At 71.7% G+C, this 23,587-nt stretch carries 25 protein-coding genes; 16 read left to right on the top strand and 9 right to left on the bottom strand.

Annotated features, from left to right (window positions below):
* Positions 1 to 162 precede the first annotated feature (162 nt).
* The 3 genes from dapD to ACVHNB_RS29795 all read left to right on the top strand — a co-directional run bounded on the left by dapD (position 163) and on the right by ACVHNB_RS29795 (position 3,112).
* On the top strand, positions 163 to 1,155 hold the full coding sequence (gene dapD, locus ACVHNB_RS29805; protein ID WP_428955439.1) for a 2,3,4,5-tetrahydropyridine-2,6-dicarboxylate N-succinyltransferase: 993 nt from the start codon (positions 163 to 165) through the stop codon (positions 1,153 to 1,155).
* A gap of 167 nt (positions 1,156 to 1,322) precedes the next feature.
* On the top strand, positions 1,323 to 1,898 hold the full coding sequence (locus tag ACVHNB_RS29800; RefSeq protein WP_428955440.1) for a SigE family RNA polymerase sigma factor: 576 nt from the start codon (positions 1,323 to 1,325) through the stop codon (positions 1,896 to 1,898).
* Positions 1,895 to 3,112, top strand: coding sequence for a WD40 repeat domain-containing protein (locus tag ACVHNB_RS29795; RefSeq protein WP_428955441.1), 1,218 nt, complete (start codon positions 1,895 to 1,897; stop codon positions 3,110 to 3,112). The genes ACVHNB_RS29800 and ACVHNB_RS29795 overlap by 4 nt, the downstream gene beginning before the upstream one ends.
* Here the strand turns inward: ACVHNB_RS29795 and dapA are convergent.
* The gene (dapA, locus tag ACVHNB_RS29790) at positions 3,099 to 4,001 is read right to left on the bottom strand and encodes a 4-hydroxy-tetrahydrodipicolinate synthase (RefSeq protein WP_428955442.1); all 903 of its coding nucleotides are present in this window, start codon (positions 3,999 to 4,001) and stop codon (positions 3,099 to 3,101) included. The two genes, ACVHNB_RS29795 and dapA, sit on opposite strands and share 14 nt — an antisense overlap.
* 213 nt (positions 4,002 to 4,214) lie before the next feature.
* Between dapA and ACVHNB_RS29785 the strand changes: the two genes are divergently transcribed.
* The 8 genes from ACVHNB_RS29785 to ACVHNB_RS29750 all read left to right on the top strand — a co-directional run bounded on the left by ACVHNB_RS29785 (position 4,215) and on the right by ACVHNB_RS29750 (position 7,991).
* A complete protein-coding gene (locus ACVHNB_RS29785) occupies positions 4,215 to 4,505 on the top strand; it encodes a hypothetical protein (RefSeq protein WP_428955443.1) in 291 nt (96 codons plus the stop codon).
* Positions 4,502 to 4,654: a hypothetical protein gene (locus tag ACVHNB_RS29780; RefSeq protein WP_428955444.1), complete on the top strand. Its 153-nt coding sequence runs from the start codon at positions 4,502 to 4,504 to the stop codon at positions 4,652 to 4,654. The genes ACVHNB_RS29785 and ACVHNB_RS29780 overlap by 4 nt, the downstream gene beginning before the upstream one ends.
* On the top strand, positions 4,651 to 5,328 hold the full coding sequence (locus ACVHNB_RS29775; protein WP_456226286.1) for a hypothetical protein: 678 nt from the start codon (positions 4,651 to 4,653) through the stop codon (positions 5,326 to 5,328). Before ACVHNB_RS29780 ends, ACVHNB_RS29775 begins: the two co-directional genes overlap by 4 nt.
* A gap of 34 nt (positions 5,329 to 5,362) precedes the next feature.
* Positions 5,363 to 5,674 (top strand): SDR family NAD(P)-dependent oxidoreductase, encoded by a 312-nt coding sequence (locus tag ACVHNB_RS29770; RefSeq protein ID WP_456228964.1) that lies wholly within the window; start codon positions 5,363 to 5,365, stop codon positions 5,672 to 5,674.
* Positions 5,650 to 5,847, top strand: a complete 198-nt coding sequence (locus ACVHNB_RS29765; RefSeq protein ID WP_428955446.1) for an SDR family NAD(P)-dependent oxidoreductase — start codon at positions 5,650 to 5,652, stop codon at positions 5,845 to 5,847. Before ACVHNB_RS29770 ends, ACVHNB_RS29765 begins: the two co-directional genes overlap by 25 nt.
* Before the next feature lie 86 nt (positions 5,848 to 5,933).
* Positions 5,934 to 6,503, top strand: a complete 570-nt coding sequence (locus ACVHNB_RS29760; protein WP_456226285.1) for a hypothetical protein — start codon at positions 5,934 to 5,936, stop codon at positions 6,501 to 6,503.
* Positions 6,504 to 6,573: 70 nt separating this feature from the next.
* Positions 6,574 to 7,236, top strand: a complete 663-nt coding sequence (locus tag ACVHNB_RS29755) for an ArsR/SmtB family transcription factor (protein WP_428955448.1) — start codon at positions 6,574 to 6,576, stop codon at positions 7,234 to 7,236.
* Positions 7,233 to 7,991: an SRPBCC family protein gene (locus ACVHNB_RS29750; protein ID WP_428955449.1), complete on the top strand. Its 759-nt coding sequence runs from the start codon at positions 7,233 to 7,235 to the stop codon at positions 7,989 to 7,991. The genes ACVHNB_RS29755 and ACVHNB_RS29750 overlap by 4 nt, the downstream gene beginning before the upstream one ends.
* A gap of 3 nt (positions 7,992 to 7,994) precedes the next feature.
* Here ACVHNB_RS29750 and ACVHNB_RS29745 read toward each other — a convergent pair whose 3' ends face one another.
* The gene (locus ACVHNB_RS29745) at positions 7,995 to 9,845 is read right to left on the bottom strand and encodes an endonuclease/exonuclease/phosphatase family protein (RefSeq protein ID WP_428955450.1); all 1,851 of its coding nucleotides are present in this window, start codon (positions 9,843 to 9,845) and stop codon (positions 7,995 to 7,997) included.
* A gap of 221 nt (positions 9,846 to 10,066) precedes the next feature.
* Between ACVHNB_RS29745 and ACVHNB_RS29740 the strand changes: the two genes are divergently transcribed.
* Positions 10,067 to 11,494 (top strand): hypothetical protein, encoded by a 1,428-nt coding sequence (locus ACVHNB_RS29740; protein ID WP_428955451.1) that lies wholly within the window; start codon positions 10,067 to 10,069, stop codon positions 11,492 to 11,494.
* A 222-nt stretch (positions 11,495 to 11,716) separates the two neighbouring features.
* Here ACVHNB_RS29740 and ACVHNB_RS29735 read toward each other — a convergent pair whose 3' ends face one another.
* From ACVHNB_RS29735 to ACVHNB_RS29720, 4 genes are all read right to left on the bottom strand, one after another.
* A complete protein-coding gene (locus ACVHNB_RS29735) occupies positions 11,717 to 12,163 on the bottom strand; it encodes a hypothetical protein (RefSeq protein ID WP_456226284.1) in 447 nt (148 codons plus the stop codon).
* Positions 12,164 to 12,189: 26 nt separating this feature from the next.
* The gene (locus ACVHNB_RS29730) at positions 12,190 to 13,347 is read right to left on the bottom strand and encodes a chymotrypsin family serine protease (protein ID WP_428955453.1); all 1,158 of its coding nucleotides are present in this window, start codon (positions 13,345 to 13,347) and stop codon (positions 12,190 to 12,192) included.
* A gap of 42 nt (positions 13,348 to 13,389) precedes the next feature.
* Positions 13,390 to 13,638: a hypothetical protein gene (locus tag ACVHNB_RS29725; protein ID WP_428955454.1), complete on the bottom strand. Its 249-nt coding sequence runs from the start codon at positions 13,636 to 13,638 to the stop codon at positions 13,390 to 13,392.
* Positions 13,639 to 13,803: 165 nt separating this feature from the next.
* Positions 13,804 to 14,568, bottom strand: coding sequence for an SDR family NAD(P)-dependent oxidoreductase (locus ACVHNB_RS29720; RefSeq protein ID WP_428955455.1), 765 nt, complete (start codon positions 14,566 to 14,568; stop codon positions 13,804 to 13,806).
* Positions 14,569 to 14,704: 136 nt separating this feature from the next.
* Between ACVHNB_RS29720 and ACVHNB_RS29715 the strand changes: the two genes are divergently transcribed.
* Positions 14,705 to 16,168 carry an alkaline phosphatase PhoX gene (locus tag ACVHNB_RS29715; RefSeq protein WP_428955456.1) on the top strand — a complete coding sequence of 488 codons (1,464 nt, stop codon included), beginning with the start codon at positions 14,705 to 14,707 and terminating at the stop codon, positions 16,166 to 16,168.
* 9 nt (positions 16,169 to 16,177) lie between these two features.
* On the opposite strand, the gene ACVHNB_RS29710 is transcribed toward ACVHNB_RS29715, so the two are convergent.
* Complete coding sequence (locus tag ACVHNB_RS29710) at positions 16,178 to 17,647, bottom strand: amino acid permease (protein ID WP_428955458.1); 1,470 nt, start codon at positions 17,645 to 17,647, stop codon at positions 16,178 to 16,180.
* Positions 17,648 to 18,146: 499 nt separating this feature from the next.
* Between ACVHNB_RS29710 and ACVHNB_RS29705 the strand changes: the two genes are divergently transcribed.
* Entirely contained in the window at positions 18,147 to 19,724 is a 1,578-nt protein-coding gene (locus tag ACVHNB_RS29705) for a TROVE domain-containing protein (protein WP_456226283.1), read from the top strand.
* A gap of 51 nt (positions 19,725 to 19,775) precedes the next feature.
* Here ACVHNB_RS29705 and ACVHNB_RS29700 read toward each other — a convergent pair whose 3' ends face one another.
* Complete coding sequence (locus tag ACVHNB_RS29700; protein WP_456226282.1) at positions 19,776 to 21,236, bottom strand: MFS transporter; 1,461 nt, start codon at positions 21,234 to 21,236, stop codon at positions 19,776 to 19,778.
* 161 nt (positions 21,237 to 21,397) lie between these two features.
* Between ACVHNB_RS29700 and ACVHNB_RS29695 the strand changes: the two genes are divergently transcribed.
* On the top strand, positions 21,398 to 21,991 hold the full coding sequence (locus ACVHNB_RS29695) for a TetR/AcrR family transcriptional regulator (protein WP_428955461.1): 594 nt from the start codon (positions 21,398 to 21,400) through the stop codon (positions 21,989 to 21,991).
* An 87-nt stretch (positions 21,992 to 22,078) separates the two neighbouring features.
* Positions 22,079 to 23,317 carry a TerD family protein gene (locus ACVHNB_RS29690; protein WP_428957705.1) on the top strand — a complete coding sequence of 413 codons (1,239 nt, stop codon included), beginning with the start codon at positions 22,079 to 22,081 and terminating at the stop codon, positions 23,315 to 23,317.
* 10 nt (positions 23,318 to 23,327) lie between these two features.
* Here the strand turns inward: ACVHNB_RS29690 and ACVHNB_RS29685 are convergent, their stop codons facing one another.
* Complete coding sequence (locus tag ACVHNB_RS29685) at positions 23,328 to 23,549, bottom strand: hypothetical protein (RefSeq protein ID WP_428955462.1); 222 nt, start codon at positions 23,547 to 23,549, stop codon at positions 23,328 to 23,330.
* Positions 23,550 to 23,587 lie beyond the last annotated feature (38 nt).

The following is a 23,587-nucleotide window of genomic DNA, read 5'->3' as shown; positions in this document are numbered from 1 at the left end:
AGGCCGGAGACATCATGTTCCAGAACGCGCTCCTGGCCAGCGGGGTCGTCGACCACCAGGGGGACCACCCCTGACGTGCGGCGGCGGGGGCGGCGCCCGGCACCTGAGACGCCACCCCCGCTGGTTCGCTCGAACAGGGGCCCGCCGATTAAGTTGGCCCCCATGACCGACACGACCCTTGCTTCCCGCTCCACCGGCGCCGTCGCCGCCGGCCTCGCCACCGTCACCGCCGACGGCACCGTTCTCGACACCTGGTTCCCCGCGCCCGAGCTCGTCGCCGAGCCCGGCCCGGCCGGGTCCGAGAAGCTCTCCGCCGACCAGGCCGTCGAGCTGCTCGGCGAGGGTGCCGCCAAGGCGATCGGCCCGGACGCCCGCCGCGGCGTCGAGATCGTGGCCGTGCGCACGGTCATCGCCTCGCTCGACGACAAGCCGCTGGACGCGCACGACGTGTACCTGCGTCTGCACCTGCTCAGCCACCGCCTGGTCAAGCCGCACGGCGTGAACCTGGACGGCCAGTTCGGCTTCCTCGCCAACGTCGCCTGGACCTCGCTCGGCCCGGTCGCCGTCGACGACGTCGAGAAGGTCCGCCTGAACGCCCGAGCCGAGGGACTGCACCTCCAGGTCACCTCGATCGACAAGTTCCCGCGCATGACCGACTACGTCGCCCCCAAGGGCGTCCGCATCGCCGACGCCGACCGCGTCCGCCTCGGCGCGCACCTCGCCGAGGGCACCACGGTCATGCACGAGGGCTTCGTGAACTTCAACGCCGGCACGCTCGGCACGTCGATGGTCGAGGGCCGCATCTCCGCCGGCGTCGTCGTCGGCGACGGCTCGGACATCGGCGGCGGCGCCTCCACCATGGGCACCCTGTCCGGCGGCGGCAACGTCCGCATCGTCATCGGCGAGCGCTGCCTCGTCGGCGCCGAGGCGGGCGTCGGCATCGCGCTCGGCGACGAGTGCGTGGTCGAGGCCGGCCTCTACGTCACCGCGGGCACGCGCGTCACGATGCCCGACGGCCAGGTCGTCAAGGCCCGCGAGCTGTCCGGCGCCTCGAACATCCTCTTCCGCCGCAACTCGGTGACCGGCACCGTCGAGGCCCGCCCGAACAACGCGGTGTGGGGCGGCCTCAACGAGGTGCTCCACAGCCACAACTGATCCACCGCACGTCAGCAGCAGGCGCGAGCGGCCCGCGCCGGGGTGTCCCGGCGCGGGCCGCTCTGTCGTCGGGAGAAGATTTTTTCGCCGGGGTGGCATAGCGGGGGCCCGCCGGACGCGTCAGCAAGGGCAGAGGCATGACAACGGGCGGGGAAAAGAAGGTGGCGATGGATGCGGCACGCGGTGAACGCGGCGAGAGTGCGGACGGTTTCCGGGATTTCGTGGCGAACCGGTCCACGGTGCTGTTGAAGACGGCGGTGCTGCTGTGCGGCGGCGACCGGCACGCGGGTGAGGACCTGCTGCAGAACGCGCTGATCAAGGTCGCCGGCCGGTGGAACCGGGTGGAGGACCCCGAGGCGTACGTCCGGCAGGTCCTCTACCGGCAGCAGGTCAGCCGGTGGCGGCTGAAATGGCCGAGGAGAGAGGTGAGTTACGGGGAGGTGCCGGACGAGGCCGGCGCCGACGCCGGGACGTCCTCCGCCGAGCTGCGCATCGTCATGCGCGCCGCGCTCGCCCGGCTCACCGCACGCCAGCGCACCGTGCTCGTGCTGCGCTACTTCGAGGACCTGCCCGAGGCCGACGTGGCCCGTCTTCTCGGTGTCTCGGTGGGCACGGTGCGCTCCACCACCCACCGCTCCCTGGCCAGGCTGCGCGGCCTCGCGCCCGAGCTGGGTGCGCTCGGCCCGGCCGATGCCGAGCAGCCGCCGTCCCGTGACTACGCGCCGGTGGAGGTGCGCCCGTGAACGTCGACGAAGTACTCAAGGAGGCACTCGGCGAGCAGGCCGCCGAGGTCGGACCCGCGCCCGCGGACCTGGCCGACCGGGTGTTCGTGACGCGGCGCAGGCGCCGGGTCCGCACCGTGGCGGCCGCGACCGTGGCCGTCGCCGCGGTGGCCGCCACCGTCGTGGCCGTACCGCGGATCGGCGGCGGCGAGGACGTGCGGCCCGCGGACGTGATCGGCCCCGCCGACGTCGTCGCGCACCCGGACCAGTCGCCGCCGAAGGACGCGATCGCGGCGGGGCGGACGGCGCTGGCGTCGTTCGTCACGTACAAGTCGGTGAAGTTCGCCGACGGCGACGGCAGGTTGACGCGTACGTACGGGGTCATCGACCCCACGACCAAGACGTACCGGAAGACGACCCGGTGGTCCTGGCTGACCGTCGCCCCGGGGCTGCGCACCGCCGCGGTCCTGGAGAAGGAACTGCCCGCGAAGCGGGTCGGGATCCTCGACCTGGCCAGCAACAAGGTGGAGCGCTGGATCCCGGTGGAACAGGGGGCCGCCGGGGTCCAGTTCTCGCCGGACGGCAGCAGGCTCGTCGCGACCACGTACGAGAAGGACCCGGACCACCTGTACAAGGACCGGCCGATGAACGACGGCAGCGGTCCGGACGAGCCGAGCCCCGGGCACCCGTCCCGGACCGGTTTCTCCGTCATCGACGTGGCGAGCGGGAAGGGGAAGTGGGCGCCGGCGCCGCACGAGGGCGACGAGTTCAACGCGCGGGAGGACTTCGAGTTCGCACCCGGCGGCAAGCTGCTCGCCGTGTCGGCGCCGATGCAGCCCGGCCCGCAGTTCTACGACTTCCAGGGCAACAAGGTGGCCACACCCCAGAACCTGCGGGGCTGGGAGATGATCTCCGAAGCGGGGGTCTCGCCCAACGGCAGGCTCGCGGGCGGCGACTTCGCGGGCGAGGGGGGCGAGATCGCCGTCGCCGTGAACGACGCGCGGACCGGCAGGCGCGTCGACAAGCTGCCCGCGCAGCAGCTGCTCGCGTGGGCCGACGACAAGCGGCTCATCGCCTGGGGCTGCGACCCCAAGAGGTGCGGCGGGAAGGGCGAGTTCCACAACCAGCTGCTCCTGGTCACTCTGGGCAGCGACAAGGTCGTCGCGCTCAGCGACTTCCGCAAGGCCTCCGCGGCCTACCCGGGCCGCTGGACACCGCAGTTCACGACCCGCTGATCAGTTCCCCGTACGCCGTGAGCAGCCCGTCGGTCACGTCCTGGCCGGCGGGCCGCAGCGGTGCCCGCACGAAGGCGTTGCCCGGGAGGCCGAGCGCGGCGAGGAGCGCCTTTGCCGTGACCGCGCCGGGCAGGCCGGCGTTCATCATCAACTCCGTGAGGGGGACGGTGCGTTGCTGACGGCGGGCGGCCCCGGCCGTGTCGCCCGCGTCGTACGCGTCGACGATCGCCCGGAAGGCGGCGGGCACGACGTTCGCCACGGTCGAGACGTAGCCCGCGCCGCCGAGCGCGTACAGCGCGAGGACGTACTCGTCGCAGCCCGTGTAGTAGGCCAGATCTGTCTCCCGCATGACCTTCTGGGTGCCGAGCAGGTCGTACGCGCAGTCCTTCACGGCGACGATCCGGGGGTGCTCCGCGAGTCGCAGCATCGTCTCCGGCTCGATGCGGGTGCCGGTGCGGCCGGGGATGTCGTACAGCATCACCGGCAGGTCCGTGGCGTCCGCCAGCGCGCGGAAGTGTGCCTCGACGGCGTCCTGCGGCGGTCGGCTGTAGTACGGCGTGGCGGCCAACAGGCCGTCGGCACCGGCTTGTTGAGCCTGGTGCGCGAGGGCCAGGGTGTGCGTGGTGTCGGCCGTGCCGACGCCGGTGAGGACGGCCGCCCGCCCGTCGGCCGCCTCGCGCACCGCGCGCACCAGGTCCGCCTTCTCGGCGTCCGTCGTCGTGGGGGACTCGCCGGTCGTGCCGGACAGCACGAGCCCCTCGCAGCCCTCGGTGACGAGCCGGTCGGCCAGCTTCCGCGCGGCCTCCAGGTCGAGGGCGCCGGTCTCGGTGAAGGGCGTGACCATGGCGCACAGGGCGCGGCCGAAGGGCGGAGGGGCGAAATGCGTCATGAGAGCAGTGTCGGCCGCCCTTCCGTGAAGCTCCACTTAAATCTGCTACGAGGTAGGGCGGAGCTCTGCTGAAGGTTACGGGTGACGAGGGCCCTGTTTCGGACGTTCTCGGTGAGTTTTTGGCCGATAGGCGGTCTTCAGGTGGCGCGTCCGGAATCCGATGAACTGCACAGAAGATGTTGGCCAGTTCATAAGGGGTTCCTGGTGCGAGACGTGGCGATGGCCCTGGCCATGCCCGTGCTGATGTGCGCGAGCGGGATCTATGCGGTGGGCGAGACGTGGTGGCGTCGCAGGCACCCGGCGCCGGCGCCGTACTCACAGGCGGGGTTGTGCCGTGCGGGGGAGCGGGCGGTCGCGGTGGCCGAGGCGCTGGTGGCCGACCAGTACGCGCTGCTCGTCGCCGACGCGGAAGGCGCTGGTGCCAAAACGCCCGGCATGCGCCACCATGAGAAGCCGGTGGCCGAGGACCGGGTCGCCGAAGGCCGTCCAGGGGAGGCAGCATGAGGCTCGGCAAAGCACTCGCCACCGGAATAGCCGAAGAAGCGCCGCGCGAGGTCGCGGAGCCCGAAGTCGACGTACAGCGGCCTGAGTTGAAGACCGAAGCCGTCGTCGACACAAGCCCGGAGCCCGTCGAGGTCCCGGCCGTCCGATGAGGTCCCGGCTCCCCGAGGAACGTCCGGCGGAGCCGCCCACCGGATACAAGATCGCCCACCCGGTACTCGACGCGGACGGCGAGCGCGCCGGTTTCGTGGGCGTCTCCCTCGGTGCGGCCGCGCCCTACCGTGTGCTCGACGAGGCGCGCTGCGTCTACGGGCGCCGGCACCGCGCCCCGCACCGGCGCTGCGACTGCGGATTCCACTGCGTGCACGAGCGCCGCGTCGCCGAGGGCCTGCTGCTCCAGGCCGAGCACCGCAAGGCCGTGCTCCTCGAGGTCTCCGTCCTCGGTGCCTACATCCGCTTCGAGCGCGGCTTCCGGTACGAGCGGCAGCGGGTGCGCACCGCGACCGTCGGCCCGTGTCCCTGCGGGGCGGCGGCCTCGGTACTGGCCGACGCGGGGTGGGGCCGCGACGGGCGACGGGCCCTGGAGGCGGCCTGTGGCGGCTGTGTGGGAGGACGGGCTCGCTGGACCCTCGCGACGTTCGCGCGGCTCGCGGGGGACGGGCTGCAGGTGCCGGCCCTGCCGGGCGCCCTGACGGCCGGCGAGACCCCCGGCGTACCGGAACTCGTCGCGGAGGCGGCCCTGCTGCAGGCCCGGCTCGACTGGTTCCAGGGGCAGTTGGGTCGGCTCGGCAAGGCGATGGGCGGGGGTGAGCCGGGGATGCACTGAGCGAGCTCTGCGATGAACGGAGCAGCGGGTCGCGCTGATCGCCGGCTCGTCGTCCGGCATCGGCGCCGCCGTCGCCCGCCGGTCCGCCGCCGACGGGCTGAAGGTCGTCGTCAACTCGGCCCGTTCGGTGGCCGCGGGCAAGGAACTCGCGGCCGAACTGCCCGACGCCGTCCACCTCCAGGCGGACGTGTCGGTGGAAGAGGAGGCGAGGGCCCTGGTGCAGGGGGCCGTCGACGCGTACGGACGGCTCGACATCCTCGTCAACTGCGCGGGCGCCACCGAATCATCCCGCACGACGACCTGGCGGCGGCGAGCCCCGAGGTGTGGCGGCGCCTGGACGACCTGAACGTCATCGGGGTCCGACAGACGATCACCGCCGCCGTGCCGCACCTGAAGGCGAGCGGCGCGGGCGCGGCGGTCACGATCTCCTCCCAGGCGGGCGTTCTCGCCGACGGCAGTTCCAGCCTGTACGCCGTCTCCAAGGCGGCCGTGAACCACGGTGGCGGGCACCTGCTCTGATCCGCCGGGCGGGCCTTGACCTCAAGCACGGTCGAGGGCTGAGCCTGGGAGGCGTGGATCACCCGCCGCGCCTCCTGGAGGAAGCCATGACCGCGCACCCGACGCACCCGGACACCGAGCTCGCCTTCGTCTCCACCTGGGACGTGGGCGGGCCCGAGCGGCAGCGCGCCACGATCGACGCCGTCGAGCACGCCTGGCGGTCCCGGCCGTGGCCGCACGCCGGCCTGCTGTCCTACAGCGTCCACGAGAGCGTCGACGGGACGACCCTGATGCACCGCTCGCAGTGGCGGGACCTCGCCGCGTACGAGGACTTCTTCCACGGCGCGGGAGACAGCAGGGCCAACGGGCGCGACGACCGCAACGCCGAGATCGACGCCGCGGTCCCCGGCATCCGACGGCTCGCGCTCCACAAGACCCGCCTGGTGCGCAGCAGTTGGGGACCCGCGCGAGGGCGCGAGCCGGGCGTCGTCGCGCTCACCGTCCACGAGCGCGAGCCCGCGCCCGTCGAGGGGCCCGGACTGGTCACCGTACATCTGCACCGCACCCTCGACGGGTCCGCGTACCTGACCTGCGCCGAGTGGGAGCAGGGGCGGGACGCCGGGGAGGGGGACCGCTATCGGCCCGCGCTGCGGCTGACCCCCGCCGACACCCGCTGACCTCGGCGGGGCCCCGACCGAACATTTCCCTCGCCTGGACAAAAAAAGTTTTCGGTGGGACGGTGGAGTCATGTTGGACGTCACCGTCATCGAGGATCCGGCCGCCGCCGCGGTCTCGCTCGACCCGACAAGGGCCCGGCTGCTCGCCGAGCTCGCCGAGGGGCCCGCGTCCGCGGCGATGCTGGCGCCCAAGGTCGGCCTGCCGCGGCAGAAGGTGAACTATCACCTGAAGGCGCTGGAGAAGCACGGCCTGGTCGAACTGGCCGGTGAGCGGCGCAAGGGCAATGTCACCGAGCGGCTGATGCGCGCGAGCGCGGCCTCCTACGTGATCTCGCCCGGCGCGCTGGGCGCCGTGCAGCCCGACCCGGACCGGGCCCGCGACCAGCTCTCCGCGCACTGGCTCCTCGCGCTCGCCGCCCGCCTCGTACGGGACGTGGGCGCACTGCTCACCGGCGCGGCGCGGGCCAGGAAGCGGCTGGCGACGTTCGCGCTCGACGGCGAGGTGCGGTTCGCCTCCGCTGCCGACCGGGCGGCGTTCGTGACCGAGCTGACGCAGGGAGTCGACGCGCTGATCCGCAAGTACCACGCGGCCGACGCCGTGGCGGGCCGCGACCACCGCCTGGTGATCGCCCTGCACCCGAAGGTCAAGGACGGGACCGAGCCCCGGCCCCGAAGCGAACCCCGAATCCAACCACCCACCGACAACAGTGAATTGACGGAGCGACAGCCATGAGTGACGAGAAGCGGAACGACGCCGGGAAAGAGTTCGAGATCCCCCGCGAGTTCGAGGTCGGGGCCTCGCCCGAGCAGGTCTGGGACGCCGTCACCGCCCACTCGGGCGGCTGGCTGTGGCCCATGGAGTACGAGCCCAAGGAGGGCGGCGCCGGCCCCTTCAACTCGGTGCTCACCGTGTGGGACCCGCCGCACCGGCTCACCGTCCGCTCCGAGGACCCGGCGGCGCTGCCCCCGTTCCAGACGCTCAACGAGCTCGACTACACGATCGAGGCCCGCGACGGCGGCTCCCGCTCCTGGGTCCGCTACGTCCACAGCGGGATCTTCGTCGACAACTGGGACGAGTACTACGACGGCGCCGACAAGCACACCGACTTCTATCTGCACACCCTGCGCCAGTACGTCACGTACTTCGCGGGCCGCCCGGCCGCCTTCGCCACCCTCGACGGTCCTGCCACCTCGGTGGGCAAGGACGCGCTCGCCGCGGTCGGCCGCGCGCTGAACCTGCCCGACGACGCCGCGGCCGGCACCCGCATCCGCGTCCAGGGCCCGGACGGCCGGACCCTGGACACCGTCCTCGACTACCGCAACGACTGGTTCATCGGCCTGCGCACCGACACCGCGCTGTACCGCATCTTCGGCCGCGGCCGCTGGGGCGCCCCCGTCGGCATCAGCGTCCACGACTTCGCGCCGGACGCCGACGCCGCGCAGAACGAGGCCGACTGGAGCGCCTGGCTCGTCTCGGTGTTCGGCTGACCGCTACGGGCGCAGGCGCAGCACCTGCGGGTCGTGGTCGCTGATCTGGTCGTGGAACTCGCTGTTGATGTGCACGCTGTCGTACGCGAACGCGCCCTTCCAGCGGATCGAGGGGCTGACCAGGATCTGGTCGAGAACCTGGCTGTTGCCCTGGTAGTCGTACGTGTAGCGCTCGCCGCGCGGCAGCGACTTGATCGCCGACCAGAGCGCTCCGCCGTCCTCCAGGCGCTGCGCCGTACCCGAGAACTCGAAGTCGTTGATGTCGCCGAGCGCGATGACGTCCGCGTCCTTCTGGACCTTCAGGATGTCCTTCACGAAGGAGTTCACGGACGTCGCCTGCGCGTGGCGCTGTATCTCCGAGCTGCGCGTCGGCGGCTGGTACTGCGAGGTCAGGGCCTGGTCGCCGCCCTTCGACGCGAAGTGGTTGGCGATGACGAAGACGGTCTTCCCGCGGAAGGTGAACTCGCCCGCGAGGGGCTTGCGGCTGGTCTTCCACGCCTCGTTCGCCGGGTCGATCCGGCCGGGCGAGGCGGTCAGCGCGGCCCGGCCGTGCTCGCGGGTCACGCCCACGGCCGTCGTCGCGTCGCCGCCCGCGCGGTCCGTGAACGACACCCGCTCGGGGTTGAACAGGAACACCTGGCGGATGTTGCCGCCGGGCTCGCCGCCGTCCTGGTCGTCTACCGGGTCGATCGAGCGCCAGTCGTAGCGCGGGCCGCCCGCCGCCACGATCGCGTCGATCAGCTTGTCCACCGTCACGTCGGCGGCGACGGTGCCGTCGTCCTTCGCGCCGTTGTTGTCCTGGATCTCCTCCAGGGACACGATGTCGGGCGACTGGAGGTGGTCGACGATCGCCGCCGCGTGCTCCTCGAACGTGGCGTCGCCCGGGTCGAGGTTCTCCACGTTGTACGTCGCCACGGCCAGCTCGCCCGACTTCTGCTTCCGGGTCGTCTCACGCGCGAGCCCCGACTGCTTCAGCGTGCCCAACTCCCGCGCCACCAGCGTGTATCCGCCGTACTGGGTGAAGTCGAGCGGGCCCTCGGTGGTGCCGGACAGGACATCGCCGACATCGGCGGCCGGGAAGTCGGCGACCGCGCCGAGCGACTGGATCTGCAGCCGTCCGGTGTTCTGCGACGTGTACGACCCGTAGCGCGTGCCGCCCCGCGGTGTCGCGTTCTCGTGCGGCTCGACCGTGACCCACAGCTCCGCGTAGGCGTCGCTGGCGGTGACGACCCGCGAGGAGCCGATCCGTACGTTCTGGCCCTCCAGGGACTCGTAGTAGTCGAGGGCGTACTTCTTCGGCCGCAGCGTCAGGCCGTTGACCGAGCCGTTCGCCGCCGCGTCGCCCGCGGGCGTGTAGGCGGACGGCACCGACTTCGCGCTGATCGTCGTCACCGGTACCGGGTTGCCGGACGACACCACGGTCACCGTCGGCTTCGTGATCTCGGTGAGCGACTGATTGCCGGACGAGGCGCCGCCGGGCACGTACTCGGACACCGTGCCCGAGACCGTCACCGCGTCACCGGTCTTCACGGTCGGAGTGGAACTCGTGAAGACGAAGACGCCCTCACTGGTGGCCGGGTCGTCGTCGGGGGCCGTGTCCTGGAACCAGAACCCCTTCGACGAGCCGTACGTTCTGACCCCGGTCACCACACCGGCCACGTCCGTGACCTGCTGACCGGCGAGCGGGGACGTCCGGGTGGTGCCCTGGATGTCATGGATGGCGACCGTCGCCGCGTGCGCGGGGGCCGTGACGACGACGGCGGACGTGGCGCAGCACGCGGTCGTGACGGCGAGTGCGGCGAGACGGGAGCGGGAGAACGGCGAGCGCGAGGACCGCGCGGACTTGCTCGGCAAGGGATCCCTCCGGGGACGTGCGTGTGGCGAGCGCCGGGACGAGGGTGGCTTCCTACAGCTTTCTACGCGCGTCAATCTCTTTCCTGGGCCCGGGAGTTGTCAAGGTTTCGCGGATGTCTCCCGGGCGACGGAAACCTGACGGGTACATGAACCGGGCAGCAAAGGGTCAAATCCGTCTAGGCTGAGCGGTCGCAACGTACGCCCCTGAGGAGAACCAGCCGATGTCAGACAGCTCCCCCCTGCCGCCGGTCCGGCTGCCCGCCGAAGCGGAGCTGGCGCGGGACGCCCTCGCCACCCCCCTCCTGTCGCGCGCGGTGCAGCTCGCCCGCTGGGCCGGCCCCGACACCCGGGTCGGCGCCGGCGGCGAACTCGTCGAGGAGCAGCTGCCCGCCGCCGCGGCCGAACTCGGCCTGACCGACGACGAGGACGGCGCCGCGTACGCGAGCGAGGCCTGGCGCATCGCCGTCGACACCGGTCTGCTGGAGATCGTGGACGAGGAGGAGGGCACCGTCACCGTCGGCGAGGAGCTCGGCACCCTCACCTCCGGCGCCCCCGCGGACGTGCTCGGCCTGTGGCTCGGCGCGCTCGAGACGGTGCTCGCCGACGCGAGCGTGCCCGACCTCGACGACCTCGTGGACGCCATGGAGGAGGGCGGCGAGATCGACTTCTCGCAGCTCGACTGGGACCCCGAGGAGGAGGCCGAGTTCCTGGAGGGCGTGCTCGGCAACCTGTATCTGCTCACCGTCACCGAGGGCGGCGCCGGGGACGGCCCCGTCCCGCTGCCCGCGCTCGCCGCGTCGATGATCGTGCCCGACGACATGGGCGAGCCCACCGACGACGTCCTGGAGCAGGTGTCGGACGCGATGATGCGGCTCGACGACCAGTTCCGGCTGCTCGACCCGGTCGGCCTCGTGGAGTTCCAGCCCGTCGACGAGGCGCTCATGGCCGACGCCGACGAACCGGTGGCCGAGCCCGTCGACGAGTCCGACGTCTCCCGGTACGGCATGGTGCGGCTCACCCCGCTCGGCCTGTACGGGATCCGGGCGCGGATGCTGGAGGCGGGCGTGGACGCCCCGGCCGTCGGCGACCTCGCCGACAAGGGCGCGGACACGCTCCTCGACGGCACCTCCGCGTTCCCGCAGGCGGCCGCGCAGGCCGAGATCGAGCAGTGGCTCGCGCGGCGTGAACCGCTGGGCGCGGCACGGGAGTTGCTCGCCGCCGCCCGCGGCACCGACACCGGGGCGCCGCTGCGCAGGCTCCGCTGCCAGCAGGCGCTCTCCCTGGTCGGCACCGAGGCCGAGCCCGCGCTCCGCGAGGTCCTCGACGACGCCGAACTGGGCGGTCTCGCCCGGGTCTGGCTCGCCGAGCACGGCGCGGCGGACGTGCCCGCGCCCTCGGAGGACCTGGTCTTCTGGCTGACCGTCGACACGATCGCCGCGCAGCTTTCGCTGGAGGGCAACTCCGACGAACTGCAGGCGCTGGTCGAGGGGCTCGCCGCGCAGCACAGTGGGTTCTTCTCGGCGGCGTGGCGGGTGGACCACCCGGCCACGGCCGACGTCCTGGAGGCGATGGGCCGCCTCCACCCGGACAAGAAGGTGGCCAAGGAGGCCCGCAAGGCGGCCTTTAAGGCTCGGTCGGCGGCGCAGTAGCGTCTGCGGGTCCGGTCCCCGGCGGGCGGGTGCGGGACCGGTGGGGCTTCTCGCACAGTTCCCCGCGCCCCTGAGATGCGCACTTCGTGCGGCATCTCATCGTCGAAGAGAGCGGCGGAGCCGCATGTCTTCAGGGGCGCGGGGAACTGCGCGATCGGCCCCCACCGGGCCGCGCCCGCCGGACGACCAGCACCCGGCAGACGCGGCAGCGCAGCGGTGCGGCTAGCAGAGATACCGGGTCGTGTGCTTGAAGGACGATGTCGCCCCGTCGAAGCCATAGGTCCCCCGATACGCCGGAGGATTCTGGTACTCGCCGACCACGGTGATCGTGTTGGCGCACGAACCCTGACCGGAGCGCTTCGCGTCGAGCCGGAACGTGTCGCCGATGAAGCCGCCCGTGATGTCCCACGGGGCGCCGCAGATACCGGACGTGATCTGGCCGCCGGTCACCACGTAGGGGTGCGTGTTCGGATTGATCTTCGCGGTGATGGCGAAGGTGATCGCGCCGTTGTTGAGTTCCAGCTTGCAGTCGACCGACACGGCCTCCGCGGACACGTCCCGCTGCGCGGCGAACGCCTCGTCGCGCGTCTTGACCTCCGCGCCCTGCGGGTTGTGGAAGCGGTGCTCGGCGCGGGACTGGCCCTTCTGCTTGCGTGCCTGAGTGGTCATGGACCGACCTCCCTTCGATTCGTGGGTCAGGCGAGTCGCTCGGAGACCTCGACGCGCAGCAACGCGCGTACGTTCTCGATGTGGTTGACGACGGTGACCTGCGACGAACCGGCGAACAGCAGACCGACGGCCACGTTGTCGTGGGAGGTCACCAGGGACCCGGAGTCGCCGCCCGCCGACATGTTCGTGGTGATGACCTGGTCCTTGAACCGGGCCGTGCCGGCCGTGCCGTAGTTGACGTCGACCGTCGCGTCGACCGCCATGATCCGGCCGAAGGAGATGTTCGTCGTACGGCCCGTCTTCTTCACGAGATCGCCGACCGCGACGTTCGCCTTGCGGCGCCAGGCGCGCGGCGCGCCGCTGAAGTACTGCTCACGCGTGGCGTCCTGGAACGGGACCTCGCCGAGCGCGCAGTCGACCACGTTGTTCTGCTGGTCGAGCGGCGTCTGCGGGGCGAACTGGATGGTGATGAACCGGGACAGCGTCGCGATCCGGTCCGTGGGGTTCGTGCCGCCGTCGAACGTGCCGGGCTGCAGGATGACGCTGCCCAGCTGCGCCCGGTTGGAGTCGGCGAGCACGTGGTTGTTGGAGAGGATGTAGAACTTCGACGGAGTGCCGAGCCCGGGACCCGGCGGGTCCACCGTCGCGCCCGGCAGGAAGTCGTGGACCACGCTGCCGAGGGTGCCGGCGGTGACCGCGACGTTGCCGACCGAGAAGCCCGAGGGGCACGGCCGCATCCGGCGGATGAGCACCTGCGGCTCGAAGCTCGGGACCGCGCCGAGCTCCTCCAGCAGCGACTGGCCGTAGCCGCCGGACCGCTGGGCGCCGCCGCCGTCGGGCCCGTAGCCGACGCCTTCCTCGGTGCGGACGCCGGACGGCCTGGACTGCCGGCGCTGGGCGGAGATCTGGCCGACGGCCACGATGTCCGTGGGGGTGCCGTCGTCCATCTGACGTGGAATCACATCGCGCTCGGGCAGCAGTGATTCGGGCACCTTCTGGGTCACGAGGACGAGGACGGCCTCCTCGCCGGTGGGCTGTCCGTCGACCCATTTCACGCCGTGGCCGAAGCCGACCACATTGGCCAGCGGCGCCTCGCGCCGCAGGAAGTCACTGGTCGCCTGCTGGCGGGAACTGTCGCTGAGCTGACCGCCGGCGGGTCCTCGCATCAATTCGGGCTGGCTCACGCCAGACCACCTCTTCCCCTGACTGTGCGTGCAGGGGTTCCCTCACAACTCGTCGCCCTCGTTGCCGTGGGCCTGGACTTCGCCGATCGCGAGCACGCGCACCGGGACCCCGTCGAGCTCCTCGGGAACCACGTCTTCCGCGCCGAGCCGGTCGCGGGGCACCTTCCGGGTGACGAAGACGACGATCACGTCCGCACCCGAGTGCTCGTCCCTCCCGGTACCGACTCCGGTGACATTGGCCAGCTTCAGCAGCCGGCTCTCATGGAGGGTGCGTGCCTGCCGTGCGTCCACTCGGCTCGCCCCCCTAGGCGGGTGATGCGGTGTTGCAGGTAGGGCCTGTCTATTGCCGCACGGAGGGGTGGTCAAGGCGTTCCGCGTGAAATCTTCGGATTGCTTATGAGCTGCGCCTGTTGACCTTCTTTACGAAGATTCTTCCGATGTATCCGGAAAGCGCTGTCAGGTACGCAGGTAGGAGGCACCGTTGAGGTCCAGGACGGTTCCCGAGGCCCACTGCGCCCCGGGAGACGCCAGCCAGAGCACGGCCCCGGCGATCTCGTCCGCCGAGGCGACCCGGCCGAACGGGCTCTGGGCACGCACCTCGTCGGTCAGCCGGTGCGCCACCCGCTCCGTCTCGATGAACCCGGGCGCCACCGACGCCACCCCGATCCCGTGCGGCGCGAGCGCGACCGCGAGGGACTGCCCGAGCGCGTGCACGGCGGCCTTCGTCGCCCCGTACGCCGGATGGTCGGGCTCGCCCTTGAAGGCACCGCGCGACCCGACGTTGACGATCCGGCCGCCCGTGCCCTGCTCGATCATGCGGTGTGCGGCCAGATGACTCAGGTTCGACGTACCGAGCAGATTCACCGCGACATGCCGCTGCCACAGCTCCGACCACTGCGCGTACGACGTGGTCACGGGCGGGTGCGGCAGGTTCACGGCCGCGTTGTTCACGAGGACGTCGAGACCGCCGAGGCCCTCGACGGCCCGCTCGGCGATCGACGCCGCGCCCGCCGCGTCGGAGACGTCGCCGCCGACCAGCACATGCCCCTCGCCGTCCAGCGAGCCGAGCGTGGCCCGCGCCTCCTCCTCCCGGGAGGCGAAGTGCACGGCGACCCGGTCGCCGTTCGCCGCGAACGCCCGGGCCAGCGCGCGCCCGAGGCCCCGCGAGGCACCGCTCACGAGGACCCGGCGTCCGGACTGCGGCAGGTTCACGGAAGTCATGGAAGCGAGCCCCTCGACGTAGGACGGTGTTCAACCGCCGTTTATACGCGAGCGAGACCGTGTGGCCGAAACAGGGTCCGCGCTCCCTCCCCACCCGGCCCCGCCTCCCGTCCACCGTCAGCAGGAGACAGCCACCATGTCGCTCACTCGCAGGGACTTCGCCAGACGCTCCGCCGCCACCGGCGCGGGCGTGGCCCTGGCCGGATCGGTCGGCGCCCTCGCCACCGCGCCGGGCGCCCTCGCCGCCACGGACCACGGGCACGACCACCACGGCGACGACGACCACGGCCACGGCCACGGCCACGGGCACGACGGCGTCGGCTACGGCCCGCTGCTCGACGACCCGGAGGGCCTGCTCGCGCTGCCCGCCGGGTTCTCGTACAAGGTCATCACCTACAGCGGCCGGACCACGCTGGACTCGGGCGAGTTCACGCCGTCCAACCACGACGGCACCTCCACCTTCGAGGGCCCCCGCGGCACCACCCTCCTCGTCAACAACCACGAGCTGGCGGGCGCCCGCGCCCAGTGGCCCCACCCGGTGCCGCTCACCGAAGGCCTCGTCTACGACCCGATGGCGGCCGGCGGCTGCACCGTCGTCGAGGTACGCCGCGGCGGCGAGGTCGCCGAATGGGTCGGCATCGCCGGCACCGCCACCAACTGCGCGGGCGGCAACACCCCCTGGGGCACCTGGCTGACCTGCGAGGAGACCGAGGACAAGGCCGGCAAGAACGGCTTCACCAAGGACCACGGCTACGTCTTCGAGGTCGACCCCTACGACCGGCGCGCCAACCGCGCGCCCCAGCCGGTCAAGGCGTTCGGCCGCTACGCCCACGAGGCCGTCGTCATCGACCCCAAGCGCGGCCACGCCTTCCTCACCGAGGACGCCTCCGGGCCGAACGGCCTGCTCTACCGCTGGGTCCCGCCGCACGGCTTCAAGCACGGCCGCGGCAAGCTGCGCACCCTCGCCGCCGACGCGGGCGAGCTGCAGGCGTTCAAGTGCTTCGACTCCGGCGGCCGCTTCGTCGACGACCTGTCGCGCGCCACCAAGCTCGGCACGGTCTACGGCGTCGACTGGATCGACGTCCCGGACCGCGACGCCACGACGGTCTCCACGCGCAAGCAGTTCACGGACGGCGAGATCACCCGCGCCCGCAAGCTGGAGGGCATGTGGTGGGCGGACGGCGGCGCGTACATCGTCTCCTCGTTCGCGCGTGAGGAGAGCCCCGTCCAGCACGACGGGCAGGTCTGGTTCTACGACCCCAAGCGCCGCACCCTCACCCTGAAGGTGCTCCTCGGGGTGAACCCCGACCCGTCCGTCGACGGCGCCTTCGACGGCCCGGACAACATCACCGTCTCCCCGTACGGCGGCCTGGTCATCGCCGAGGACGGCGAGGGCGTCCAGCACCTGTTCGGCGCCACCGAGCGCGGCCGCACGTACCCGATCGCGCGCAACGAACTCAACATCGGCACCGAACAGGAGCCGGAGTACAGCGAGTTCACCGGCGTGACCTTCTCGCCCGACGGGCGCACCCTGTTCGCCAACATCCAGACGCCCGGCATCATGCTCGCCATCACCGGGCCCTGGAAGCGGCAGCGCTGACCCGGAGGTTCAGCCCAGCGGGTCCACCGGCGGCGCCTCGCGCTCCGCGGCGATGCGGTGGACCCGCCGGCGCACCGCGAACCAGCCGACGACCAGGGCCAGCGCGATCGGGATCAGCAGCAGCACCGTGTCGCGGCCCGGGCCGTCGGTGTCGAACCACATCATCACGATCACCGCGAGCAGGAACGCGATGGTCGTCAGCTCGATCCACGGCGACGCCCACAGCCGGAACGCGGGCCGCTCCACGAGCCCCTGCTTCGCCCGGCGCACGAAGACCAGATGACAGACCATGATCATGGTCCAGGTGGAGATGACACCGAGCGAGGCGACGTTCGTGACGATCCCGAACGCGTCCTCGGGCAGCCACGCGTTCAGCGCGACCCCGAGCAGCGCCACCGTCGACGTCAGCAGGATCCCCGCGTACGGGACATGGCTGCGGCTCATCCGCGCCGTGAACGAGGGCGCCGAGCCCGCCATCGCCATCGAGCGCAGGATGCGGCCGGTCGTGTACAGGCCCGAGTTGAGGGACGACATCGCGGCGGTCAGCACGACCAGGTTCATGATGCCGCCCGCGGCGGGCACCCCGATCTTCGACAGGGCCGTCACGAACGGGCTCTGGCCGCCGGAGTACGCCGTCCACGGCAGCAGCAGCGTCAGCATCACGACCGACCCGACGTAGAAGATGCCCACCCGCCACATGATCGAGTTCACGGCCTTCGGCACGACCGTCGCCGGGTCCTCGGTCTCGCCCGCCGTCACACCGACCATCTCCACCGCGGAGTACGCGAAGATCACCGTCTGCGTGATGAGGACGACGGGCAGCACGCCCATCGGGAACCAGCCGCCGTTGTCGTTGATCAGCGACAGGCCCGCGGTGTGGCCGTCGACCGGCTCGCGCGAGACGAGGAAGTAGATGCCGATCAGCAGGAACACCACGATCGCGGCGACCTTGACGATGGCGAACCAGAACTCCATCTCGCCGAAGCTCTTCACCGAGATCAGGTTCACGGTGAGCACGATCGCCAGCGCGATCGCCGCGAGCACCCACTGCGGGACCGAGGTGAACATCGACCAGTAGTGGACGTACAGCGCGACCGCCGTGATGTCGGCCATCCCGGTCGTCGCCCAGTTCAGCACGTACATCCAGCCCGCCACGAACGCGCCCTGCTCGCCCAGGAACTCACGGGCGTAGCTCACGAAGGAGCCCGACGACGGGCGGTGCACGACGAGTTCGCCGAGCGCCCGCACGACGAAGAACGCGAACACCCCGCACACGGCGTACGCGATCGCCAGCGCGGGCCCGGCCTTCGCGAGATTGCCGCCCGCGCCGAGGAAGAGGCCCGTACCGATCGCGCCACCGATCGCGATCATGCTGATGTGACGTGGTTTCAGTGCCTTGCTGTATCCGAGGTCGCCCGCGTCGGCGACGCCCTCGGCCGTGGTGGGATCGTCCAGGTGTGAGTCTCTTTTCGGATGCACGCCGGGAACTCTCGCAAAATAAATGCTTGGCGTCGCAGATGCGCGCCGCCCTAGAGTCTTTCTCGTCCAGGTGCGACAGGCAGGACCTACTTCCGCTGATAACGGGGAGGCCGCGGGTTCGATTCCCGCCTCCGGTATTTCCGTGCCGGAGTAGCTCAGTGGCAGAGCACCATCTGTCGGTTCCGCCGCCCTCGATCTCTGGACGCAAGGATTCTTCGCACCTCCCGGTGCGCAGGCCACGGCTCCTTCTCTCGCAAAGAAACCGACGCCGTGACCACCTTGATCTCGGGAGGCGCGGCAGATGGTGCGTGCCCGGTGCGCAGACAACGGGTACTTCCTGGATCTGGGGGTTGCGGGTTCGAATCCCGTCGGTGACTTCGGGTCGCCGTAGCTCAAGGGCGAGAGCACCAGACTGTTTCCGTCGTCGACTTCCGACCTCGGGCACGCTCCATTCGCTGTGCCTCCCCTGTTCACACCTCATGAATTCGGGGGAATTCTCATGGCTCGTTACAACCGCAAGACCGCCAAGGCCGCTCTCCGCTCGGTCGTGCGCACCACCGGCCGCACCACGCGCACCCATCAGGGCGGAATCGGATTCGAGCGCGACGCGCGCTCCGAGCTCTTTCTGCTCGCCGTCGCCAACTTCGTTTCCCAGCAGACCTTTTACGAGGCCGGTGCCGACCGCGACGACCGCTTCGCGGCGCTGGTCCGGCAGCTCGCCGTGACCGACCCGGAGTGGACCGCGGGCCTGCTCGGCTGGCTGCGCGGCGACGGCAACATGCGCACCGCGTCCCTGGTGGGCGCCGCCGAGTACGTGCACGCACGCCTCGCCGCCGGTGCCACCGACGGACCGGCCAACCGGCAGGTCGTCGCGTCCGTGCTGCGCCGCCCCGACGAGCCCGGCGAGCTGCTCGGCTACTGGACACAGACGTACGGCCGCGCCGTCCCCAAGCCGGTCAAGCGGGGCATCGCCGACGCGGTGCGCCGCCTCTACCACGGCAAGGCGCTCCTGAAGTACGACACCGCGTCCAAGGGCTACCGGTTCGGCGACGTCCTGAACCTGGTGCACGCGGCGCCCGACCTGGCCAAGGCGTGGCAGGGCGACCTCTTCAAGTACGCCCTCGACCGCCGGCACCACCCGGACACGGCCGAGGCCCCCGCGTCCAGCGGCGTCCTCGTCGCGCACCGGGAGCTGATGGCCGTACCGGTCGCCGAGCGGCGCGCGGTGCTGCTCGCGCCCGACGGCGCGGAGCGACTGGCCGCCGCGGGCATGACGTGGGAGTCGCTGGCCGGCTGGCTGCAGGGCCCGATGGACAAGGCGGCCTGGGAGGCCGTGATCCCGTCCATGGGCGCGATGGCGCTGATCCGCAACCTCCGCAACTTCGACGGGGCGGGCGTCTCGGACGAGGTCGCGGCGCGCGTCGCCGCGAAGCTCTGCGACCCCGCCGAGGTGGCACGCTCGCGGCAGTTCCCGTTCCGCTACCTGGCCGCGTACCAGCACGCGCCGTCGCTGCGCTGGGCGTACGCGCTGGAGCAGGCGCTCGGCCACTCGCTGGCCAACGTGCCGTCCCTGGGCGGCCGTTCGCTGATCCTGGTGGACCGCTCCGGCTCCATGTGGGCCCCGCTGTCCGCGCGCTCGCAGCTCAACCGGGCGGACGCGGCCGCCGTGTTCGGCGCGGCGCTCGCGCTGCGGGCGGAGCGGGCCGACCTGGTGCAGTTCGGTACGGGCAGCACCGACGTGATGTACCGCAAGGGCGAGTCCGTCCTGAAGGTCCTGGAGCGCTTCGGCGACCTGGGTGGGACGAACACCGCCGAGGCGGTCCGGCGCCACTACCGCGGCCACGACCGGGTGCTGATCGTCACCGACGAGCAGGCGCACTACAGCCGGCACGGTGACCCGACCGGGCAGGTTCCGGCGCGGGTCCCGGTGTACACCTGGAACCTGGCCGGGTACCGGGCGGGCCACGCGCCCTCCGGCTCCGCGAACCGGCATGCGTTCGGCGGGCTCTCGGACGCGGCGTTCCGGATGGTGGCGCTGCTCGAGGCCGGGCGGGACGCGGACTGGCCCTGGGTCTGAAGGGGGTTGAGCGGCCGGGTGCCGCTCAACCCCCGCTGCGCGTCCGCTCGGTCAGCCGGGCTGCCGGGTGCGGACGGGGTGCGGTCGGTCGCGCCGGCGGGACCGCAGTGCGACCGTGATCACCAGCAGGGCCCCCGTCGCGATCAGGGCGCCCACCCCGAACGCCCTCGTCGCCCCGTGCACCAGGACCGCGTTCGCCGACCCGTGGGCGTGGCGCGTCGCCGTGCCGTACACCGTGACCAGCGCCGCGAGGCCCAGCGTGCCGCCCAGCCACTGGAACGTCTGGAGGAGGCCCGAGGCCGCGCCCGCCTCGCTCGGGGTGATGTCCTTCAGGATCGTCGCGTTCAAGGGCATGAAGCTCAGGCCGACGCCCGTGCCGAGCAGCAGCATCGGGCCGAGCAGCCCGGTCGCGAAACCGTCGCCGGTGCCGAGACGGCTCAGCCAGACGCCGGCCGCGATCATCAGCAGCGATCCGGTGATCAGAAGCGGCTTGGGGCCGAAGCGGGCGAGCAGACGCGGCGCGCACCGCACCGTCGCGAACACCGCCGCGGTCAGCGGCAGGAACGCGAATCCGGCCTGCAACGGGCTGTGGTCCAGGACCTGCTGGACGTAGAGCGTGAGGAAGTAGAAGGCGCCGAAGTTGCCGGCGGGAAGCAGCAGGATGATCGCGTAGGCGGCCGCGCGGTCACGGTCCCTGAAGAGGGTGAGCGGGGCGATGGGCTGCCGGGCGCGCGACTCGACCCAGAGAAAGCAGGCGAGCAGGGCCGCCGCCGAGAAGAAGCAGGTCAGGGCGAGGGTGTCGGTCCACGAGCTGTCCGAGACGCGGAGGAAGGCGTAGACGAGGAAGAACATCCCGGCCGTGCCGGTGACAGCGCCCGTGGTGTCGAACCGGCCGCTGTGGCGCGGGGTTTCGCGGACCGTGCGCGGCACGGCGAGCGCGAGCGCCACACCGATCGGTACGTTGATCAGGAGCGACCAGCGCCAGGACGCGAGGTCGGTGAGCGCACCGCCGAGCACCAGACCGATGGAGGCGCCGATGCCGGCCATCGAGGAGTAGACGGCGAGCGCGCGGTGGCGGGACGGTCCGTCGGTGAAGTGCGTGGTGATCAGGGCGAGGGTGCTGGGGGCGATCAGAGCGGCGCCGACGCCCTGGACGGCGCGGGCGGTCAGCAGTAACACGCCGTCGGTGGCGAGGCCGCCGCACAGCGACGCGGCGGCGAAGACCAGGACGCCGCCGGTCAGGGTCCGGCGGCGGCCGAGGATGTCGCCCGCGCGGCCGGCCAGCAGGAGCAGTCCGCCGAAGGCGAGGGTGTAGGCGTTGAGGACCCAGGACAGGCCGGTGGGCGTGAAGCCGAGGGTGCGCTGGATGTCGGGGAGGGCGACGTTCACGACGGTGGAGTCCAGGCCCACCATCAGGTATGCGGTGACGATGAGGGTGAGGACCGCGCCGGGGCGCGTTACGGTGCCTTCCCCGAGGCTCGTGGATGTAGTGGCGGGCGGTGCGGAGGACATGCTCGACTCCCGTGCGGGGACGGTGGGTTGAGAGGCGCGCGGGCAGCCCGGACTGCCCGCGAGATGAAGCGGGGACTGTCTCCGTTTAGCTCCGGCTAACATACGGAGACAGTCCCCGGTTGTGCAAGGGGTTCCCGAAGGCGCCCCCGGAGGAGGCAGACATGGCCCAGGTGGGAGCGGCCGGGCGACCGGCGAAGCCGAAGCGCGCGGACGCGCGCCGCAACTACGAACGTCTCTTGGCGGAGGCCGCGGCGGCGTTCGCCGAGAAGGGGCCCCAGGCCTCGCTGGACGACATCGCCAAGCGGGCCGGCGTCGGATCGGGCACGCTCTACCGGCACTTCCCGACGCGCGAGTCCCTCATGGAGGCCGTGTACGTCGACAGCTTCGAGGCGCTGGCCGAGCGGGCGAAGGTGCTGAGTGCCGAGCTGCCGCCGGGGGAGGCGCTCTTCGCCTGGCTCGGCGAGCTCGGCGACCAGACCGTGCGGGTGAAGGCCCTCAAGTCGCTGCTCGGCGCGGTCGTCGCCGAGAGCGGGGCGCCGATCGTCATCCAGTGCGGCGAATGCCTCAAGACCGCGGCGGCCGAGCTCCTCGCGGCGGCGCAGGAGGCCGGCGCGGTGCGGGCCGACCTGACCCATCTGGAGATGCTGCGGCTCAATCACGCCGTCGTCGAGGCGGCGCAGCTGGCCGGGGGCGACCCGCGGGGCGTGGCCCGCTATCGGCGGCTCATGGTGGAAGGGCTGCGGGCGTCCGCGTAGAGGTGGGCCCGGGCAAGAGAACCGGAGAAAAGTCTTCGGTAAGGGAACGGTAAAGCGGACCCGCTCGTTACCCCTGGCATGACAGCTATGACCCCCGGCTCGAACATCCCGCTCACGGCGCAGCGCGTGGCGGTGGACGTCCAGGCCCCCGTGCGGCTCGACGTATCGGGCCTGCTGCTCACCGCCGACGGCAAGGTGCGCTCGGACGACGACTTCATCTTCTACAACCAGCCCGCGGGTCCCGGCGTGACGTACACGTCGGGCGGGGGCACGAGCCCGGACTCCATCACGGTGGACACCGCCGCCGTGCCGCCGGGCATCGAGAAGATCGTCGTCACGGCGAGCCCCGACGCCGCGGGCCAGACGTTCCAGGGCATCGAGCCCACCGCGACGATCCGCAACGCGGACGACGGCTCGGTCCTCGCCACGTTCACACCGCCGCAGCTCGGCACCGAGACGGCGCTGGTGGTCATGGAGGTCTACCTGCGCAACGGGGCGTGGAAGGCCCGCGCCGTCGGCCAGGGCTACGCCGACGGACTGGCCGGTATCGCCACGGACTTCGGCGTCTCCGTCGAGGAACCGGCCGCGCCCGCCGCCCCCGCGCCCGCCGCGGCCCCGGTCGCCCCGCCCGTGCCGCCCGCCGCGATGCCCGCGCCGACCACCCCGCCGGTCGACCCGCGCATCGCCCCGCCCCCGCCGCCCGCCGCCGCGCCGCCCGCCGCGCCCGCGGCCCCCGCCGCCGGCGCCGGGAAGATCAACCTCGACAAGGGCCGCGTCTCCCTCCAGAAGAACCAGACGGTGTCCCTGGTCAAGGGCGGCCAGCCGCTGCTCAGCCAGGTCAAGATGGGGCTCGGCTGGGAGCCCGCGTTCCGCGGCAAGGACATCGACCTGGACGCGTCGGTCATCGCGTACGGGCCGCAGCGCAACCACGTGGACAGCTGCTACTTCGGCAAGCTCTCGATCGTGAACGGCGCGATCAAGCACTCCGGCGACAACCTCACGGGCGAGGGCGCCGGTGACGACGAGGTGATCGTCGTCGACCTCGGCCGTCTCCCGCAGGAGGTCACCGGCCTGGTCTTCACGGTGAACTCGTTCTCGGGCCAGAAGTTCACCGAGGTCGCCAAGGCGTACTGCCGGCTGCTCGACGCGGCGACCGGCGAGGAGCTGGTCCGCTTCGACCTGACGAGCGCGGAGCCGCAGACCGGCGTGATGATGGCGAAGCTCATCCGGCAGTTCTCCGGCGAGTGGGAGATGACGGCGATGGGCGACTTCGTGAAGTCGCGCACCGTGCGCGGGATGGTGAAGCCCGCGGCCCAGGCGCTCTGAGCCCGGTCCGTCAGCGCTGGTTGCGCGGGTGGGAGCGGGCCCGGCGCTCGTTGCCCCGGCGGTAGTTGCCCGTCCAGCGGGCCATCACCAGCTGCGCGTCGCCTGACGTCACCTCGGTCAGGAACCGGGCCGCCCGCGCACCGCGCAGCACCGTCGCGTCACGTCCCGCGTGCGTGATCGTGACGCTGCCGTCGGCGCGCTCCGTATAGCTGAATCCCTGAGGTCTCGGCACGGTCGGGAGAATAGGCCCGACCGTGCCGGAGCCGATAC

The sequence above is a fragment of the Streptomyces sp. YJ-C3 genome, assembly GCF_053891275.1.
The sequence above is the reverse complement of the archived record's forward strand: the minus strand, read 5'-3'. Positions and strand labels throughout refer to the sequence as shown.